The sequence below is a fragment of the Promicromonospora sp. NPDC059942 genome, from assembly GCF_042731755.1.
Lineage (GTDB): Bacteria > Actinomycetota > Actinomycetes > Actinomycetales > Cellulomonadaceae > Promicromonospora.
In genome coordinates this window covers 17,650-35,664 of record NZ_JBHWLR010000027.1, presented here as the reverse complement: position 1 = coordinate 35,664, position 18,015 = coordinate 17,650, and the positions used below count along the sequence as shown (strand labels likewise).

The following is an 18,015-nucleotide window of genomic DNA, read 5'->3' as shown; positions in this document are numbered from 1 at the left end:
GGTCGAATCGTGCATATCAGGATCGCTCCCGAAGAGGCGCTCGGCCTGGCGAGGATCGCCAAGCAGGCTCCGCCCGTCATCAGCTCCGTCGTCGGAGACGGCGACGTGATTCGTGTGGTCGCGGACCTGCGCCGCCTCGAGACGCTGCCCGGCCCGCTCAAGCTGGCCGTCAAGATCGCGCCGATCGTGCGGGGCGACGTCAAGCTCGCCTCGTTCGAGCGCGGGGTCGCCACGCTCGCCGTCGAGGTGAACGCGGCGGGTCTCCCGGCGCACCGGCTGCTCAGCCTGGCCGCGGCGCCGATCGAGCAGGAGGTCGCCAAGCAGGGCCTGCCGCCGGGCGTCGTGGACGTCCAGCCGGACGCGCGGATCGCCGTCGACGTCGAGCGCCTGCTGGAGGCCAAGTTCCCGGGCGTGACCGTCACGGGGGCGAAGGTCGAGGGCGGCCAGATCGTCCTGGACGCTTCGATCGCGTAGGGCCCCGGGCCTACTTGCCGACCCGCGCGTCCAGCACCCGCGCGCCCTCCGCGATGGACCCGGACAGCGACGGGTAGATCGTGAACGCGGAGGCCACGTTGTCCACCGTGAGCCGGTGCTGCACCGCCAGCGTGATCGGGAAGATCAGCTCGGACGCCCGCGGCGCCACGACCACGCCGCCGAGCACCACGCCGGCCTCGGGGTGCGCGAACAGCTTCACGAACCCGTCCTTGACGCCGAGCATCTTGGCGCGCGGGTTGCGCGCGAGCGGCAGCGTGGTGGTGATGTAGCGGGAGTTCTGCGCGCGCAGCTTCTCCTCGCTGTAGCCCACGGTCGCGATCTCGGGGGCCGTGAAGATGTTGGACGCGACCGTGCGCAGCGCCAGCGGCTGGACGGCGTCGCCCAGGGCGTGCGCCATCGCGATCCGGCCCTGCATGGCGGCCACCGAGGCGAGCGGGAGCACGCCGGTGCAGTCGCCGGACGCGTACACGCCGCGGACCGAGGTCCGCGAGACCCGGTCGACCACGACGTGGCCGCCCTCCGAGAGCCGGACGCCCGCCTCCTCCAGCCCGATGCCCGACGTCGCCGGCACGCCGCCGACCGCGACGAGCACGTGCGAGCCGTGCACCACGCGCCCGTCGGACAGCGTGACCTCGACGCCGTCGTCGGTACGCACCGCGGACGCCGCGCGCGAGCGGGACAGCACCGTCATGCCGCGGGAGCGGAACACGCCCTCCAGCAGCTCGGCGGCGTCCTCGTCCTCGCCCGGCAGCACGCGGTCGCGGCTGGAGACGAGCACCACGTCCGAGCCCAGCGCGTTGTACGCGCCCGCGAACTCGGCGCCCGTGACGCCCGAGCCGACCACGATCAGCCGCTCGGGGAGCTCGCGCAGGTTGTACATCTGCGTCCACGTGAGGATGCGCTCGCCGTCCGGCACCGCGGTGGGCAGCGTGCGCGGGGTGGCGCCGAGCGCGAGGAGCACGGAGTCGGCCTCCAGCACCTCGGTCGCGCCGTCCGCGAGCTCGGCGACCACGCGCGCCGGGCCGTCCAGCCGCCCCTTGGCCGCGACGATGCGGATGCCCTCGCGCTCCAGGCGGCCGCGGATGTCGGCGCTCTGCGCCCGCGCCAGCGCCAGCACGCGCTTGTTCACGGCCTGCAGGTCCACGAAGTGCTTGCGCTTCTCCGCGGTCGCGGCCGCGGACGCCGCTGCCTGCACGCCCGCCCCGCTCAGCGCGGGGGCGGCGTAGGCGGAGACGACGGGGATGCCGCCGGTGGCCAGCGAGACGTCGACGTCGGACAGCGGGTCCACGACGTCGTCGGGCATGCGGATGCCGAGCTCGGGGGCCCGGTCGGCGATGGTCATCCACTCGGCGGTCGCGATGAGCGTCTTCGACGGGACGACGTCGGTCAGGACCGCCGCGCCGCCCAGACCCTGCTGCTCCACGACCGTGACCTGAGCGCCCAGGCTGCGGGCCACGAGCGCCGCCTCGTAACCACCGGGGCCACCTCCCACGACGACGACACGGTGCGGGACAGCTGCGGGATCGAGGGGGGTCACGGGGTCCATTCTCGCATCGCCGGGAGGTACCCCGGATCCGCCGACCCCGTGGGCGCGTGCCGGGGGGAAAGTGGCGATAACCTCGGACCATGAGTACGGAGCCAGATCTGGACGACCCCACGACCGACCCGTTCGACGTCGCCGCCGCAGCAGCCGAGTACATCGCGGCCAAGACCGGAGTGCCGGGACACGACATCGCCGTCGTGCTCGGGTCCGGGTGGGGCGGTGCGGCCGAGCTGATCGGCGACGTCGTCGCGGAGATCCCCACCGCGGAGATCCCCGGCTTCGTGCACCCCGCGGTCCAGGGCCACCGGTCCACCACGCGTTCGATCCGTGTCGAGCGGCCCGACGGCGCCGTCCGGCACGCGCTCGTGCTCGGCTCGCGCACGCACCTCTACGAGGGCCTCGGCCCGCGCCGCGTGGTGCACGGCGTCCGCACCGCCGCGGCCGCCGGCTGCGAGACGGTCATCCTCACCAACGGCTGCGGCAGCGTGCACATCGGCTGGCGGCCCGGCCAGCCGGTCCTGATCAAGGACCACCTGAACCTCACGGGGCAGACGTCGCTGGAGGGCGCCAAGTTCGCCGACATGACGGACGTGTACACGCCCCGCCTGCGCGACGTCGCCCGGACCGTCGACCCGGACCTGCCCGAGGGCGTGTACGCGCAGTTCCACGGCCCGCAGTACGAGACGCCGGCCGAGGTGAAGATGGCCTCCCTGATGGGCGCCGACCTGGTCGGCATGTCCACGGCGCTGGAGGCCATCGCCGCCCGGCACTGCCGGATGGACGTGCTCGGCATCTCCCTGGCCACCAACCTGGCCGCAGGGATCAGCCCCCACCCGCTCTCGCACGAGGAGGTGCTGGAGGCGGGCAAGGAGGCAGGACCGCGCATCAGCGACCTGCTCGCCCGAGTGATCAAGCAGATCTGACGCCCGTGGCCACCGACCTGCCGACCGCCACCGGGGCCCCCTCGGCCCCCGATCTCGTCGCGCGCGCCGAGGCCTGGATGGCCGCCGACGTCGACGAGTCCGACGTCGAGGAGCTGCGCGCCCTCGTCGCCCGGACCGGCGACGAGAACATGGGCCACCTGGCCGTCGCCGAGCTCGCCGACCGGTTCTCCGGCCCCCTCCAGTTCGGGACGGCGGGCCTGCGCGGCGCGATGGCCGCCGGGCCGAACCGCATGAACCGCGCCGTGGTGATCGCCGCCGCGGCGGGGCTCGGCGCGTTCCTCCGGGCGGAGGCGGCCGGCGTGCCGCCGCGCGTCGTGGTGGGCTACGACGCCCGCTACCGCTCCGCCGACTTCGCCCGCGACACCGCGGCCGTGCTGGTCGCGGCCGGGGCGGAGGTGCTGCTCATGCCGGCGCCCGGGCCCACCCCGGTGCTCGCGTTCGCCGTCCGCCACCTGGCCTCCGACGCCGGCGTCATGGTCACCGCGAGCCACAACCCCGCCGCCGACAACGGCTACAAGGTCTACCTGGGCGGACGGGTCGTCGCGGGGCCCGGGCAGGGCGCGCAGATCGTCCCGCCGTACGACGCCCGGATCGCGGGCGAGATCGCCCGTGTGGGCGCCGCCAAGGACGTACCGCGCGCCGGGTCCGGCTGGACCGTGCTCGGCCCGGAGATCACCGACGAGTACCACCGGGCGGTGGCCACGCTGCACGACGGCGAGCCGCGCACCAAGCTCCGCATCGTCACCACCTCGCTGCACGGCGTGGGCGGCGTCGCGATCGCCCGCGTGCTCGCGGAGGCGGGCTTCGACGACGTCGTGCCGGTGGAGGAGCAGGTCGCGCCCGACCCGGACTTCCCCACGGTCGCCTTCCCCAACCCGGAGGAGCCGGGCGCGATCGACATGGCGCTGGCCCTGGCGCAGGACGCCCACGCGAACCTCGTCATCGCCAACGACCCGGACGCCGACCGCTGCGCCGTCGCGGTGTTCGACCCGCAGTACGGCACCTACCAGGGCGCCGAGACGGCAGGGTCGCAGGGCTGGCGCATGCTGCACGGCGACGAGGTCGGCATGCTGCTGGGCTGGGACGCGGCCGAACGCGCCGTGCGCGCCGGCACCGGCGGCACGCTGGCCTGCTCGATCGTGTCGTCGCGGGCGCTGGCCGCCATCTCGAACCACCACGGCCTGCAGCACGCCACGACGCTCACCGGGTTCAAGTGGATCTCGCGCAGCCCGGGCCTCGTGTTCGGGTACGAGGAGGCGCTGGGCTACTGCGTCGACCCCGTGCACGTGCGGGACAAGGACGGGCTGTCCGCGGCGGTCGCCGTCGCCCAGCTGGCCAACCGGCTGGCGAACGAGGGCCGCACCCTCCTGGACCAGCTCGACGACGTCGCGCGCGCCTGCGGGCTGCACGTCACCGGACAGGTGGCGGCGCGGTTCGAGGACCTCGCCCGGATCGAGACGACCATGACGTGGCTGCGCAACGCGCCGCCGTCCGAGCTGGCGGGCTCGCCCGTGAACTCCGTCCGGGACCTCGCCGAGGGCCTGAACGGCCTGCCGCCGACGGACGGCGTGGTGCTGCTGACCGTCGACGACACCCGGGTGATCGTGCGCCCCAGCGGCACCGAGCCCAAGATCAAGTGCTACATCGAGGTGGTGGCGCCGATCGACCCCGCGGCGTCCGCCGAGGAGCTGTCCACGGCACGTGTGGCGGCCCGCCGGCGCCTTGCCCTGGTGCAGGCGGACCTCCGCTCGATCCTGGGCCTCTGACGGGCCCGTAGACCGCCCTACTTCACGACGGCGGGCAGCACGTCCATGCTGCCCGCGTTGGCGGCCATGAAGTCCGGCAGCTCGTCCGCGGCCACGGCCTTCATGAGCGGGTCGAACGAGGCGCGGTCGAGCACCACGATCGACTGCCCGTCGGCGCTGCGCCCCGTCCCAGAGTAGGGGGCGGTCATGAACGTGATGTCGTTCGTCGAGATGTCCTTCGCGCTGTTGAACAGCTCCTGCATCCGGTCGAAGGTGAACCCCTCGTCCACGGCCACGGAGCTGGTGACGGCCCCGAGGAACGAGGCCATCTTCAGCGGGTCGCTCCGGTTGTTGTTGGCCTTGGCCACGATGGCCCGCATCCAGGCCTGCTGGCGCTGCACCCGGCCGAAGTCGCCGTTCGCCAGGGCGTGCCGCTCCCGCGCGAAGGCGAGCGCCTCCTCGCCCGTCATGGCCTGACGCACCGAGCCGCCCGCGCCGTCGGGCACCGTGATCTCGACGCCGTCCAGGGAGTCGGTGAGCGTGGTGAAGGACTCGAAGTCGGTCACCGCGAAGTGGTCGATGCGCACGCCCGTGAGGTCCTCGACGGTCTGGATCATCAGGCTCGGGCCGCCGTAGGAGAACGCGGCGTTGATCTTGGCCTCGCCGTAGCCGGGGATGGGCACCCAGGAGTCGCGCGGGATGGAGATGGCCGCGGCGCTCTGCCGGTCGGCCGACAGATGCACGAGCATGATCGCGTCGGTGCGCTGGGCGCCGGCCTCCCAGGCGGAGGGGTCGCCGGCGGAGATCCGGCTGTCCGAGCCGAGCACCAGGATGTTCACGGGGCCGGTGGGCCCCTCCGCGGGCGCGGCGCTGGGACGCGTCGACTCGTCGAGGCCCTCGAACGCGTCGAGCCGCTCCACGTTGCCGTCGAGCGAGGCGCGGTAGCCGAACCAGGCTGCGGTCGCGCCGCCGCCCACCAGCAGCAGGGCGCCGACGACGATCCCGGCCACGAAACCCTTGCCCCGCCGGCTGCGCCGCGCGTGACGCAGACCCCCGTCCACGGGGTTCGGTGCGGAGAGAAAGTCGTTCATTCGATCGGGTGCGGCCATGGCCGATGATCTTAGTCGCGAATTCGGCTACTACTCTTATGCGTGCCCCGCAACCTGAGAAAGCGCTTGCGGGTGAATTTCGATAAACCCCGGCCAGCCGCCGAACAGAGAGGAGAGTCCGCGTGGTCGCACGCGCCCGACGCCCGCAGAACCGCGCGATTCTCCTCGTCACACACCACTACGCACCCGAGTCGGGAGCCCCGCAGAGGCGCTGGGGCGCCCTCGCCGGGCACCTGGTCCCGGCGGGTTATCCGGTGACGGTACTGACGCCCCCGCCCCACTACCCCTCGGGAAAGATCACCCATTATTCACCCGCTTTCCTGCCTGGTTCGGTAACCACCGGCACTCATGGCGAGAAGATCATCCGGGTGAATTTCCGCGAGCATTCCCACGGGCTCGGTTCGCGCGTCGGGGACCAGCTCGTCGCCGCCGTCAGCTCGGTGCTGCGCGGGGTCCGCCCGTCCGCGGGCCGGCCTGCGGTCGTGATCGCCACCGTGCCGGGCATCCCGAGCGTCGTGGCCGGCTGGGCCCTCGCCCGCTGGCACCGGGCCCGGCTGGTCGTGGAGATGCGCGACGCCTGGCCCGACCTGATCGAGCCCAGCGGCATCCTGCTGCGCCGGGGCCGGACGGGCGACCTGCGCCGCGTGGCCCGCGACCTCGCGGCGCGCGTGGTGCACCGCACCGTGACCCGGCTGCAGGCCCGGGCGGACCTCGTGGTCACCACGACCGCCGCGTTCGCCGAGGTGCTGCGCTCCCGCGGCGTCCGGAACGTCGCGGTGGTGCGCAACGGCACGGCGTTCGAGCCGGTCCGGGAGCACGCGGCCGTCGTCCTCGGCGACCGCCCCCTGCGCGTCGTGTACGCGGGCACCGTCGGCCGGTCGCAGGGCCTGGACGTCGCGGTCCGCGCCGCCGCCCTGGTCCAGGAGCGCGGGTACGCGCTGGACGTGCGGATCGTGGGGCACGGCAACGAGCTGGAGCCGCTGCGCCGACTGGCCGCCGAGCTCGGCGCCCCCGTGCGCGTGGAGCCGTCCGTGCCGTCCACCCAGGTGCGCGAGCTGTACGCCTGGGCCGACACCACGGTCGTCTCCCTGCGGGACTGGGCCCCGTTCGAGTGGACCGTCCCGTCCAAGCTGTACGAGGTCATGGCGTCGGGCGTCGTCGCGTCGGCGTGCCTCGCGGGCGAGGCTGCGAGCCTCGTCTCGGCGAACGGCGCGGGCGCCGTCGTGCGCCCCGGCGACGTCGAGGGCCTCGCCGACCTGTGGTGCGGCTGGCTGTCCGACGGCGTGGTGCCCGCCGCCTCGCCCGACGCCGCCGCGTGGGTCGCCGAGCACGCGAGCGACGAGGTGCTGGGCCACCGCTACGCGGAGCTGCTCGACGAGCTGCTCCCCCACCCGCTGCGGCCCGAGCCCGCCGACCGAGGGGCCCGGTTCTGATGGCACGACCGTTCCGGCGCGCGGGCGAGCTCGCGCGCAACCTGCGCTTCACCACGTCCTTCGTGGCCCGCACCGTGGTCGAGGACCCGCTGTGGCTCGCCGTCCAGGCCGCCCGGCGGGCGCCCGAGCGGGTGCGCCGCCCGCTGGTCGGCGCCCTGCGCCTGGCGCCGACGCCGTCCGCACGGCACGCCCTCGGGAGCATGCTCGCGGGCGACGGCACGGGTGCCGCCGGCGAGGCGGAGGCGTTGCTGGCCCGCCCCGCGGGCCGCAGCCGCCGAGTCGCGGCGGAGGTCGCGGTGGCGGTGGGCCGCCCCGAGCTGGTCGACGGCGTCGCCGCGGCGGGCCCAGCGCGCTACCGCGCGGCCTGGCTGCTGGGCGACGTCGAATCGATCGGGCCGGACGCGCCCGCCGGGCTCCGCGCGCAGGTGGCCGAGCTGCAGCCGGGCCCGCAGGAGGACCCCCGGGCGGCCGAGCCCCGGACGGCCGGGGCCGCCCGCGGCGAGCGCCCCGTCACCGTGCTGCACCACCTGACCAACTCCCTGCCGCACACCCAGAGCGGCTACACGCTGCGCTCGCACGCGATCCTCGTGGCGCAGCAGGCCCACGGGCTCGCGGCGTCGGCCACGACGCGGCCGGGCTACCCCCTGACCATCGGCTCGCTCGCGGCGCGCGGGACCGACGTCGTGGACGGCGTCGCCTACCGCCGGCTGGTCCCGGGGCGCGCCGAGCCCGACGCCGCCCACCGCGCCGCGCAGGAGACGGACCTGCTGGTCGCGGCCGCACGCGAGGTCGGGGCGGACGTGCTGCACACCACCACGCCGTCGGCCGTCGGGTCGCTGGCCCGGGCCGCGGCGCGCCGCGCCGGGATCCCGTGGGTCTACGAGGTCCGCGGGCTGCCCGAGGAGACCTGGGTGGCGGCGCACGGCACCCCGGAGGCCCGGGCGCGGGCCGCGGCGTCCCGCCGTCGGGCACTGATGCAGGCTAAGGAGACCGAGCTGGCGCTGGCCGCGGACGCCGTGGTGACGCTCAGCGGCACGATGCGCGACGCGCTCGTGGCGCGGGGCGTGCCCGCCGGGCACATCACGGTGGTGCCGAACGCCGTGCCGGACGCGCTGCTCACCGCGCACCACCCCACGCCGGAGGCGGCGCGCGCGGCCCTCGGTCTGCCCGCCGGCCCCGCCATCGGGACCGTGAGCAGCCTGGTCGACTACGAGGGCCTGGAGACCGTGGTCCGCACGGTCGCGACGCTCCGCGCGCGGGGCCACGACGTGACGGGCCTGCTGGTCGGCGACGGCGTCTCGCGGCCCGGCCTGGCGCGGCTGGCGCGCGAGCTCGGCGTGGCCGACCACGTCGTGCTCCCGGGCCGGGTGCCGCCCGCCGTCGCGCTGACGTGGCTGGCCGCGCTCGACGTCGTGCTGGTGCCCCGGCGCGACCACGAGGTGACGCGCCTGGTCACGCCGCTCAAGCCGGTCGAGGCCATGGCGGTGGGACGGCCGGTGGTGGCGAGCGCGCTGCCCGCGCTCGTCGAGGCGGTGGGCGGTGCGGGACTGCACGTCGACGCCGGCGACCTGGAGGGCTGGGCCGACGCCGTCGGCTCGCTCCTGGACGACGCCGGACGGCGGGCCGAGCTGGTGGAGCTGGGCCACGGGGTGGCTACGGAGAGGACATGGGTGCGTAACGCGGAGACCTACCTGGGCGTCTACCGGAACTGCCTGGGGGTGAAGGCATGAGCGCGGGTCCCGAGACCGGGTCGTACGCGGCCCTGTTCGACGCCTCACCGACGACGACGAAGCTGGTCACGCTCGGCAACCTGTCGCGCGTGGGAGCGCGACCGCCGCTGGGGCAGTACGTGCGGCTGCTGTGGGCGCGCCGGCACTTCCTGTGGGCGGACGCGCGGGCGAAGGTCGCCAGCGGGACCCGGCAGAGCCTGCTGGGCAAGGCGTGGCTGGTGCTGAACCCGCTGATCGACGGTGGCGTCTACTACCTCGTGTTCGGGCTGCTCATGAAGAACGCGCGGGGCATCGACAACTTCGTCGGGTACCTGCTGATCGGCGTGTTCCTGTTCCAGTTCACCACCCAGTCCATCAACGGCGGCGCGCGCTCCGTGCAGCAGGGCAAGAACCTGATCCGGGCGTTCACGTTCCCGCGCGCGGCGCTGCCGATCTCCGTGGTGCTGCGCAACCTGCTCAACCTGGGCCCGACGCTGCTGACGCTCGGCGTGCTGATCTACTTCACGCCCCCGGCCGAGGAGTACACCTGGCGCCTCGCGCTGGTGCCGGCCGCCCTGGCGCTCCAGGTCATGTTCACCACGGGCCTGTCGCTCCTGGTGGCCCGGTGGGCCGCCGCGCTGCCGGACATCACCAACCTCATCGGCATGGTGATGCGGGTCTGGCTCTACGGGTCTGCGGTGTTCTTCTCGTTCGACCACCTGCTGTCCGACAACCCCGACCTGAAGGCGTGGCTCGAGGCGAACCCGATGTTCATCGTGCTCGACATCGTGCGGGACTGCGTCCTGTACGCGACGACGCCCGACCCCATGCGCTGGGCCGTGCTCGGCGCCTGGAGCGTGGGGCTGCTCGTGGTCGGGTTCGTCGTCTTCTGGCGGGCGGAGGAGAGCTATGGCCGCTGACCTCGACTACCCCATGCCCCCGCCGCTGGGCCAGAACGGCCCGGCGTCCATGCCGCTGCCGGCCCAGGCCGCCCAGCGGCCGCTCACCGGCGCCATCCCGATGTCGGTGCAGGCCCCGCCGCACACCGGACAGTTCGCCGCCGTCGGGCCGAGGTCCGGGAGCACTCCCGTGCTGTGGCCCACCGTGGCCGTGCAGGGCCTGCGGATGTTCTACCGGACGCCGTCCACGGACACGACGCACGGCCGGCGCGCCAAGGTGAAGCGCGCGGTGCTCAACGTGCTGGGCCAGGAGCCCAAGGTGACTGTGCGCGCCCTGACGGACATCTCGTTCGTCGCGAACTCCGGCGAGCAGATCGGCCTCGTGGGGCAGAACGGCTCCGGCAAGAGCACGCTGCTGCGGATCATCGCCGGCCTGGAGAAGCCCACCAAGGGGCAGGTGCTCGCCGAGAGCACACCCGTGCTGATCGGCGTGAACGCCGCCCTGGTGCCCGACCTGCCCGGCGGGGAGAACGTGCGGCTGGGCTGCCTGGCCATGGGGCTCTCCCCGGCCGAGGCCGAGGCCGCGATCCCGGACGTCATCGAGCTGGCCGGCCTGGGCAAGTCCATCTACCTGCCCATGCGCACGTACTCCTCGGGCATGGCGGCGCGCCTGCGCTTCGCCATCGCGACGGCGGCGCGCCCCCACATCCTGCTCATCGACGAGGCCCTGGCCACCGGCGACGCCGCGTTCAAGGAACGCAGCGAGGCCCGGATGACCAGGCTCCGGGAGGAGGCGGGCACGGTGTTCCTGGTGAGCCACGCGGCGCAGACCATCGAGGAGTCCTGCACCCGCGCCATCTGGCTGCACCACGGCCGCCTGGTGCTCGACGGCGAGGCGCAGGACGTCGCCGTCCGGTACCGCAAGTGGGCCTGGGCCTTCGCCAAGGACAAGCCCGAGGAGGCCAGGCGGATCCTCGAGGAGGCGTTCGCCGAGCGCCGCGAGACGCAGGTTCGGATCGACGCGCCGGAACCGCCCAAGGGGCGGGTGCGGGAACGGCACGCACGACCGACCGGCCGCGACGCCAAGCAGGCCAGGGCCGCGGCCGAGCGCGCCGCGGCCATCCGTGCGGAGAGGAGCGACCTGTGAGCAGACCCCTCGTCATGACGGTCTACGGGACGCGTCCGGAGGCCATCAAGGTGGCCCCGGTGGTCGCGGCCCTGGAGGCCGACGACCGGTTCGACTCGGTGACGGTCGTGACCGGCCAGCACCGGGAGATGCTCGATCAGGTCAACGAGGTCTTCGGCATCGTGCCCGACCACGACCTCGACATCATGAGCCACGGCCAGACGCTCGGAGAGATCTTCGCGCGCGTCATCGCGCGGCTCGACCCGATCCTGGAGGCCCGCCGGCCCGACGTCGTCGTGGTGCAGGGCGACACCTCGACGTCGACGGCGGCCGCACTGGCCGCGTTCTACCGCCAGATCCCGGTGGTCCACCTGGAGGCGGGCCTGCGCAGCGGCGACATCACGTCGCCGTTCCCTGAGGAGGCGAACCGCAAGATCACGTCCCAGATCGCGTCACTGCACCTCGCGCCGACCCTGCGCAGCCTGGCGAACCTGGTGGCCGAGGGCGTTCCGCTGGAGGACATCGTCGTGACCGGCAACACCGTGATCGACGCCCTCTACCTGGCCGTGGAGCGCCGGACGGCGTTCGCCGACCCGGCCCTCGCGCGCGTCGCGGCGTCGGGCCGCCGGATCGTGCTCGTGACGACGCACCGCCGGGAGAACTGGGGCGCGGCGATGGAAGGCGTCGGCCGCGCGCTGGCTCGGATCGCGCGGCGGTTCCCCGAGTCCGCGATCGTGCTGCCGGTGCACCGCAACCCCGTGGTGCGCGACGCCGTCCTGCCACATCTCGACGGGCTGGCCAACGTCACCGTGACCGAGCCGCTCGGCTACGGCGAGTTCACGCACCTGCTGTCCCTCTCCACGGTGGTGCTCACCGACTCGGGCGGGCTCCAGGAGGAGGCGCCGAGCCTGGGCAAGCCGGTACTCGTCATGCGCGACAACACGGAGCGCCCCGAGGCGGTCGAGGCCGGCACCGCGCGCCTGATCGGCACCGCCGAGGACCGCATCGTGGCCGAGGTGCACCGGTTGATGACAGACGACGCCGCCTACGAGCTCATGGCGCAGGCCATCAACCCGTACGGCGACGGCCGCAGCGCGGGCCGCGTGCTGGACGCAACGTGGCGCATGCTCGCGCCCGAGCTGCCCGGCCTGCTGCCGGACCTCGTGCTGGACGAAGAATTCACTGCCGTTACTGCAGAGGGTGGAGCATGAGCAAGACCAGGGTCTTTATCTATGGTTCGTGCGTGTCACGAGACACGTTCGAGCACTTCGATCCGGAGCAGTTCGAGCTGGTCCAGTACGTGGCACGGCAGTCCGCCCTGAGCGCGACGACCCGGCCGGTCGAGCTGATGGCCCCGCCCACGCTGGAGTCGCGGTTCCAGCAGCGGATGATCGCCGGCGACTTCGGGTCGAGCCTGCGGAGGATGCTGCCCGACTTCGCCGAGCACGTCGACGTGCTCCTGGTCGACCTCACCGACGAGCGCCTGGGCGTCTACCTGCTGCCCGACGGCACCGTGCTGACGCGCTCGGTGGAGCTCATCCAGTCCGGCGCCGAGAACCACCTGCCCCAGGGCACCCGTCACCTCGCCTTCGGCACCCAGCAGCACTTCGAGTACTGGCAGGGGGCCATCCGCGCACTCGGCGAGTCGATCCGCGGCGTCATGCCGCACGTGGGCATCGCCCTGCTGGACATCCCCTGGGCGGAGTGGTCGGAGAGCGGGCAGCCCACGCCTGACTCGTTCGGCGTCTCCGCCGCACAGGCCAACCCGGTGTTCCGGCCGTACGTGGAGGCCGCGGCACAAGCCCTCGGCGCCCACGTCGTGACCGTCGACCCCGCCACCGTGGTGTCCGGCCCGCACCACCCGTGGGGCGATGCGCCGTTCCACTACGCGGAGCACGTGTACCTGGACGTCGTCCGTCAGCTGACCGGCATCGAGGGGCGCGTGGTGTGGGGGCCGGGGGCACAGCCCGTCACCGGCGGCCACCGCATGCCGAGCGCGGACGTGCCGCGTGTCATGAACCCGGCCGGCCCGCAGACCGGCTCCCGCAACGTCGTCCCGGCGCACACCGCCAACGGTGCGGGTGGACCTGGCGCGGCAGCGAAGCCGAAGAGCACGGCCGTGGTCAAGGCGACCATCGCCGACGGCGCGGCGGGCGTCGCCGCGGAGATCGAGCGCAACGGGGCGCTGCCGAAGTTCATCCACATCGACACGCTGGACGCGGCGCCCAAGGACAAGAACCTGATGGTGGCGGCGCGAAAGGACCCGCGTGCCCGGGACACGCTGAACTATCTGGTCAACCACGGCTTCTACATCTACAAGACCGGTGGCACGGAGACCCGTCTCGTCCAGCACGACGAGGTACGACGCCTGTGGCAGGCGGTCAAGGACGGCAAGTACAAGATCACTGACGACAACATCGTCTACACCTATACGCCCGCGGCAAGCGGCGCGACGACGCAGATCGTCGTGGTCTTCTCCCCGATGGCGGCCAACCCCCTCGAGACCAGCATCAACCGCCACTTCACGCAGACGTACCCCAGTCTGCAGAAGCAGCTCGTCCCGGGGACGGGCGTGCTGCGGATCGCGGACCTGGGTGGCGCCAAGGGCGCGTTCTACCTGAACACGACGTTCCTGCCGGACAACGCGGACCGGATCACGCGCTTCATCAAGGACTTCGTGCGCAAGCAGGAGATCGGGGATCACCGGGTCGTCCTCTACGGACCGTCCAAGGGAGCGACCGGGGCCGTCTACCACGGCCTCCGGGGCGGCTGGAACTTCGTCGCGGCCGATCCGGTACTCGGCGACGCCCTCTATGTCGAGAAGCACGGGGACATCCACTTCACTACCGGCGGGATCTTCCCGGAGACCAAGGAACAGGTCTTCGAGCGCGCCGTGCACGAAGCGAGCGGGCACGCATACCCGTCCTGGATGACGCCCGTCGTCGTGTGCTCCCACCGGTCACCCCAGTTCGACGTCATCGGCAAGGCGCTCAGCCCGCTCTCGAGCTGGATCACGTTGCTCGACTCCGACAACCCTCTGATCAAGGACCATCCCGACGTGCCGAAGCAGACGCTGCAGCACCAGGTCACGTCGATCAACCTGCTGCTCTCGGGATTCAGCCTCCCCGCCGGGATGCACCAGGTCGTCTGACGGCCGCTCCGGCCCTCCTAGGGCCGGAGCGCGGGGCCGACCAAGCCGTCGAACTCGGCCCGCGCCCGCCTGTTGAAGGCTTCTGCGTCGAACACGCCGACGGCTTCGCCCGTGCCGTCCAGGGTCTCAAGCACCGCCTCCGCCAAGGCCTCCGGGAAGGGTTCGACAACACGGCCGTACCCGAGCTCGACCGCCTCCCTGATGCCAGGGGTCGGATAGGTGACGATCGGGGTGCCGAGGATCATCGCCTCGAACAGCACCTGCGGCTGTCCCTCGTGCGTCGAGGTCATCACGAAGACGTCGGCACGCCTCATCAGCGGCATCGGATTGGCCAGCTGCCCCGTGAACACGACGGAGGGCGCGATCCCCGCCTCAACGACCGCAGTCTTGAGGAACCCTTCCAGGGGGCCTGAACCGACGACGACGAGCTTGGCGTCGGGTCGCTGCCCCAGGACGCGCTTCATCGCCCGGATGGCGTCGACCTGGTTCTTCTCCCGCGAGAAGCGCCCCACGACGACCACGAGCGGTCCCTCGTGCGTCTCGAGCCCTGCCGGGAGATCGGCCGCCTGCGCGGCGCGGGCGACCACCTGCTCGTGGTCGAGGGCGTTGTGCACGGCGGCCATCGGCTTGCCGCGCAGATAGCCCGCCGCCTCGAGCTCCGACCCGTTCAGCTCGGCCGTCGCGCCGGAGACGCTGGCGAGACCTGTGAAGTCCCGGTACTGCTGGAAGACCGCCTCCAGGGACGGGTACTTGGTCTCCTTCTCCGCGAGCATCTCGTTGTGGAGGAAGGCGTAGGACCGGTGTCCAGAACCTTCGGCGGCGGCGAGGAGCGACATCCAGAACGTCGAGTACCCCTCGAACTCGACGAGCGTGACCGGACGGGTCGTACCGAGGAGCCGTCGGAGCTCGCGCTGATAGCCCTTGCGAACGAGCTGCCACTGCGGTTCCGACAGGTAGGAGTGCTTCGTGAACCGGTCGATGAGCCAACGCTCCTCGACCGACACCACCATCGCGCCGTTCCTTGTGATCAGTGAGACGTCGGACGGTACCTTCGCCAACGTCTCCAGCCGGTCCGGGTACCGCTCCACGATTGCCGGCTCCATGAGGAGCGCGGGCTGGTACCGCGACCGGTCGAGATTCGCGAGCAGGTTCAGCAGCGACGTCGAGATCCCGTTGGGGATGAGCGAGGAGAAGAAGACGACCGCTTCGGCCCTGTCCTCCGCCCCGGCCCCGGGGGTCGCCAGCACGTCGTCGTGGCCACGGACGATCAGGTCGAGGCAGCGGGCCGCCGCCTTCCCGTCCTCCGCGGCGGTGAAACGCCGTCGCGACTCCAGGTACCGGGGGCCCGGCTCGAAGGGCGCGGTCCGGCCGAGCTCCGCCCGGAGCTCGGACCGGGTCCGGACGACGTCGTCGAAGACCTCGTCGGGCCGAAAGTACACGCCACGTTCCGCGACGTACTCGTCGAGGTCGGGCGTGTACAGGACCACCTGACGCCCGGTGACGAGGAAGTCGAACATCAGGCTCGAGTAGTCCGTGACCATCACGTCGACGCAGGGAAGAACGTCGTACGTGTCGATGTCGGCAGGGACCTTGATCGCCGGCACCTCGATGTCGCCCACGACCGCCTCGACCATGTGGTGCACCCGGTAGAGGACGATCGTGCCGGGCACCGAACCCATCTCCGTGAGGTCCTGGACGACCGACTCCGCGTCGATGGTGCGGTTCTCGCCGCCGCCGCGCCACGTCGGGGCGTAGAACACCACCCGTTCGCCTGCGCCGACCCGCAGGCCCAGCCGGTCCAGCGCTGCCTGGCGCTCCTCGTCGCCCGCGACGACCAGCGCGTCCAGACGTGGCGACCCGAGCGCGTCCGCGACCCCTCGATAGGTGACGTCGAGATCGTAGTCGTGGACGAGCACGTCCCGGGTGTGCGCGTTGGGAGCGACGACGTGCGTCGTGTTGCGCAGGTTGCGCGCGACGTTGGCGTACTCGGCCACACCCGTACCGATGCGCTTGCCGAGGGTCTTGAGCGGCGTGCCGTGCCAGGTGTTGAGGTAGAGCTGGCCGTCGCGACGGGTGACGTAGTCCACGAAGGACGTGTTGTTCACCAGCGTGCCCGCCGTCGCGAGAGTCCGGACGTGCAGCTCGCTGCCGTACGTCGCGAGGACGGTCCGGCGATCGGACCGGACGTCGACGGGGACGTCGGTGTCCGCCTTGACCACCCAGACGAACGTGTGGTCCCGGAAACGGGCGTCGCGCAGCATGGCCCGGTAGATGGCCAGAGGGTTGCAGGCGACCTTGTCGCCCCAGTACGACTCGAAGAGCACCGTCCCCTCGGCGACCTCGTACCGCTCGGAGTACTCGACGTACAGGGCGCGGCGCCGGGCGTGGTCCGTCCCGGTGATCGTCCCGAGCGGGAGCCCGTCGGGCAGGGCGAACTCGCGGCCGTCGAGCAGCAGGCGAGCGGCAGTCTCCTCCCGTCCGAGACCCGCCAGCACGAGTGCGTGCTGAGCACGGTTGCGCAGGTCGATCTCCGGTGCACGCCGTTCGTACTCGCAGTAGGCCTCGTCGGCCGCACCGAGGTCTCCCGCCGTCGACAGCGTCTCCGCGAGCCGCAGCCACAGCGCCGGATCGGTGGGAAGGATGTCGACGCCCGATCGGGCGTAGGTCAGCTGAGCCGCTGCGGAACGGTCCTGGATCAGGTCTCGGACCTCAGGCCCGTCCTCGGCCGGCTCGTCGTCCGGGTGGTGCTTCGGGAGCAGCTCCACGGCGAGGTCGTCCGCACCGGCGAACCGCAGCAGCGCGTCGAGCGCCTCCGCCGGACGTCCGTCGTCGAGCAGGCACCGGCCGAGCCGGTAGAACCAGTCACGCTGCGAGCGCCCGCCGAGCTCGAGCGCGGCCGCGTACCCGTCGATGGCGGCGGAGCGGTGTCCGCCCCGTTCCAGGGCGAGGGCCCTCTTGTAGTGCCGGTACGGAAGACGCGCGTCGAGCCCGAGCGCGATGTCGAACCACCGGACCGCCTCCTCCCAGAGGTACTGCCGCTCGAACGCGTAACCCGCCTTGAACGCCAGCTCCGCGTCACGGACGCCCTCGTCCCAGCGGGCGACGAACCGGGCCGCCGCCTCGCGCCAGTCCCCCTGACGCTCGAAGAAGATGCCCGGCCCCACGATCATCGTGCGGGGGTCGTTGTCCAGGCGGCACGCCTTCTCCAGCTCGCGCCTGGCCTGCGCCGTCCGACCGAGCTTCTCGGCCGCGAGCCCGGCGAGGAGGTAGGTCGGGGAGTCGGCCTGGTGGGACTGCTCCAGTCGGGCCACGACCCGCAGCACGTCCTCGTCCCGGCCCAGGTCGTGCGCGACCTGCACCTGCTGCGTGTATCCGTCCGGGCTGTCCAGGATCGGCGCCACGAGGTCGAGGATCTCGTGCTTGCGCCACAGCGGGACGCTGTTGTCCAGCATCTCGAACAGCGCCGCGGCAGCCCTGACGTGCTTCGGGTCGAGAACGACGGCCGTCTCGAACCGCTGCATGGCCTGGCCGCGGTTGCGGAGCGCCTGGAGGCAGCGGCCGGCGCGGTAGTGGCGCTCCGCCACCGTGGGGTCGATCGCGAGCGCCCGCTCGTAGGACGCAAGTGCGTCGGCGTAAAGCTTGCGGCGCTCCTGGACGAACCCGAGCCGGTGGTGCCACACCGCCTGGCTGTCGTCGATCGCCAGGGCACGTTCGAGCCTCGTCTGAGCGCCGGCGAGCCGGTCGGCGGCGATGTCGAGCACTGCGAGGCGGTAGTGCGCCGCGGCCGCGGCGGAACCCTGACCACCGGCTGCCACCTTCAGGCCGACCTCGCGAACCTGCTGGGATACCCCCGTCTTCACC

At 72.6% G+C, this 18,015-nt stretch carries 12 protein-coding genes; 9 read left to right on the top strand and 3 right to left on the bottom strand.

Annotated features, from left to right (window positions below):
* Nucleotides 1–9: 9 nt before the first annotated feature.
* Nucleotides 10–474: a hypothetical protein gene (locus ACFV9Q_RS26700; protein ID WP_377228434.1), complete on the top strand. Its 465-nt coding sequence runs from the start codon at nucleotides 10–12 to the stop codon at nucleotides 472–474.
* Between the two features lie 10 nt (nucleotides 475–484).
* Here ACFV9Q_RS26700 and ACFV9Q_RS26695 read toward each other — a convergent pair whose 3' ends face one another.
* Entirely contained in the window at nucleotides 485–2,041 is a 1,557-nt protein-coding gene (locus tag ACFV9Q_RS26695) for an NAD(P)H-quinone dehydrogenase (protein ID WP_377236937.1), read from the bottom strand.
* Nucleotides 2,042–2,121: 80 nt separating this feature from the next.
* Between ACFV9Q_RS26695 and ACFV9Q_RS26690 the strand changes: the two genes are divergently transcribed.
* Together ACFV9Q_RS26690 and ACFV9Q_RS26685 are read left to right on the top strand one after the other, a co-directional pair.
* Nucleotides 2,122–2,961 carry a purine-nucleoside phosphorylase gene (locus tag ACFV9Q_RS26690; RefSeq protein ID WP_377236936.1) on the top strand — a complete coding sequence of 280 codons (840 nt, stop codon included), beginning with the start codon at nucleotides 2,122–2,124 and terminating at the stop codon, nucleotides 2,959–2,961.
* Nucleotides 2,962–3,038: 77 nt separating this feature from the next.
* On the top strand, nucleotides 3,039–4,748 hold the full coding sequence (locus ACFV9Q_RS26685; RefSeq protein WP_377236952.1) for a phospho-sugar mutase: 1,710 nt from the start codon (nucleotides 3,039–3,041) through the stop codon (nucleotides 4,746–4,748).
* 17 nt (nucleotides 4,749–4,765) lie between these two features.
* Here the strand turns inward: ACFV9Q_RS26685 and ACFV9Q_RS26680 are convergent, their stop codons facing one another.
* Nucleotides 4,766–5,836: an LCP family protein gene (locus ACFV9Q_RS26680; RefSeq protein ID WP_377228436.1), complete on the bottom strand. Its 1,071-nt coding sequence runs from the start codon at nucleotides 5,834–5,836 to the stop codon at nucleotides 4,766–4,768.
* 122 nt (nucleotides 5,837–5,958) lie between these two features.
* Between ACFV9Q_RS26680 and ACFV9Q_RS26675 the strand changes: the two genes are divergently transcribed.
* From ACFV9Q_RS26675 to ACFV9Q_RS26650, 6 genes are read left to right on the top strand one after another with little or no spacing between them, the layout of a single operon-like run.
* Nucleotides 5,959–7,269 carry a glycosyltransferase family 4 protein gene (locus tag ACFV9Q_RS26675; protein ID WP_377236935.1) on the top strand — a complete coding sequence of 437 codons (1,311 nt, stop codon included), beginning with the start codon at nucleotides 5,959–5,961 and terminating at the stop codon, nucleotides 7,267–7,269.
* Complete coding sequence (locus ACFV9Q_RS26670; protein WP_377236934.1) at nucleotides 7,269–8,999, top strand: glycosyltransferase; 1,731 nt, start codon at nucleotides 7,269–7,271, stop codon at nucleotides 8,997–8,999. The genes ACFV9Q_RS26675 and ACFV9Q_RS26670 overlap by 1 nt, the downstream gene beginning before the upstream one ends.
* Nucleotides 8,996–9,898 (top strand): ABC transporter permease, encoded by a 903-nt coding sequence (locus ACFV9Q_RS26665; RefSeq protein ID WP_377236933.1) that lies wholly within the window; start codon nucleotides 8,996–8,998, stop codon nucleotides 9,896–9,898. The genes ACFV9Q_RS26670 and ACFV9Q_RS26665 overlap by 4 nt, the downstream gene beginning before the upstream one ends.
* Nucleotides 9,888–11,024 carry an ABC transporter ATP-binding protein gene (locus tag ACFV9Q_RS26660; RefSeq protein ID WP_377236932.1) on the top strand — a complete coding sequence of 379 codons (1,137 nt, stop codon included), beginning with the start codon at nucleotides 9,888–9,890 and terminating at the stop codon, nucleotides 11,022–11,024. The genes ACFV9Q_RS26665 and ACFV9Q_RS26660 overlap by 11 nt, the downstream gene beginning before the upstream one ends.
* A gap of 14 nt (nucleotides 11,025–11,038) precedes the next feature.
* Nucleotides 11,039–12,214: a non-hydrolyzing UDP-N-acetylglucosamine 2-epimerase gene (gene wecB, locus ACFV9Q_RS26655; protein ID WP_377236951.1), complete on the top strand. Its 1,176-nt coding sequence runs from the start codon at nucleotides 11,039–11,041 to the stop codon at nucleotides 12,212–12,214.
* Nucleotides 12,211–14,154: an XcbB/CpsF family capsular polysaccharide biosynthesis protein gene (locus ACFV9Q_RS26650; protein ID WP_377236931.1), complete on the top strand. Its 1,944-nt coding sequence runs from the start codon at nucleotides 12,211–12,213 to the stop codon at nucleotides 14,152–14,154. Before wecB ends, ACFV9Q_RS26650 begins: the two co-directional genes overlap by 4 nt.
* Before the next feature lie 17 nt (nucleotides 14,155–14,171).
* Here ACFV9Q_RS26650 and ACFV9Q_RS26645 read toward each other — a convergent pair whose 3' ends face one another.
* Nucleotides 14,172–18,014, bottom strand: a complete 3,843-nt coding sequence (locus ACFV9Q_RS26645; RefSeq protein WP_377236930.1) for a CDP-glycerol glycerophosphotransferase family protein — start codon at nucleotides 18,012–18,014, stop codon at nucleotides 14,172–14,174.
* Nucleotide 18,015: the final 1 nt, after the last annotated feature.

What these genes read in the sequence shown, in the direction of transcription:
- ACFV9Q_RS26695 (WP_377236937.1), bottom strand. Translation starts at nt 2,041, where the DNA reads ATGGACCCCGTGACCCCCCTCGATCCCGCAGCTGTCCCGCACCGTGTC.
- ACFV9Q_RS26690 (WP_377236936.1), top strand. Translation starts at nt 2,122, where the DNA reads ATGAGTACGGAGCCAGATCTGGACGACCCCACGACCGACCCGTTCGAC.
- ACFV9Q_RS26685 (WP_377236952.1), top strand. Translation starts at nt 3,039, where the DNA reads ATGGCCGCCGACGTCGACGAGTCCGACGTCGAGGAGCTGCGCGCCCTC.
- ACFV9Q_RS26680 (WP_377228436.1), bottom strand. Translation starts at nt 5,836, where the DNA reads ATGGCCGCACCCGATCGAATGAACGACTTTCTCTCCGCACCGAACCCC.
- ACFV9Q_RS26670 (WP_377236934.1), top strand. Translation starts at nt 7,269, where the DNA reads ATGGCACGACCGTTCCGGCGCGCGGGCGAGCTCGCGCGCAACCTGCGC.
- ACFV9Q_RS26665 (WP_377236933.1), top strand. Translation starts at nt 8,996, where the DNA reads ATGAGCGCGGGTCCCGAGACCGGGTCGTACGCGGCCCTGTTCGACGCC.
- ACFV9Q_RS26660 (WP_377236932.1), top strand. Translation starts at nt 9,888, where the DNA reads ATGGCCGCTGACCTCGACTACCCCATGCCCCCGCCGCTGGGCCAGAAC.
- wecB (WP_377236951.1), top strand. Translation starts at nt 11,039, where the DNA reads ATGACGGTCTACGGGACGCGTCCGGAGGCCATCAAGGTGGCCCCGGTG.
- ACFV9Q_RS26650 (WP_377236931.1), top strand. Translation starts at nt 12,211, where the DNA reads ATGAGCAAGACCAGGGTCTTTATCTATGGTTCGTGCGTGTCACGAGAC.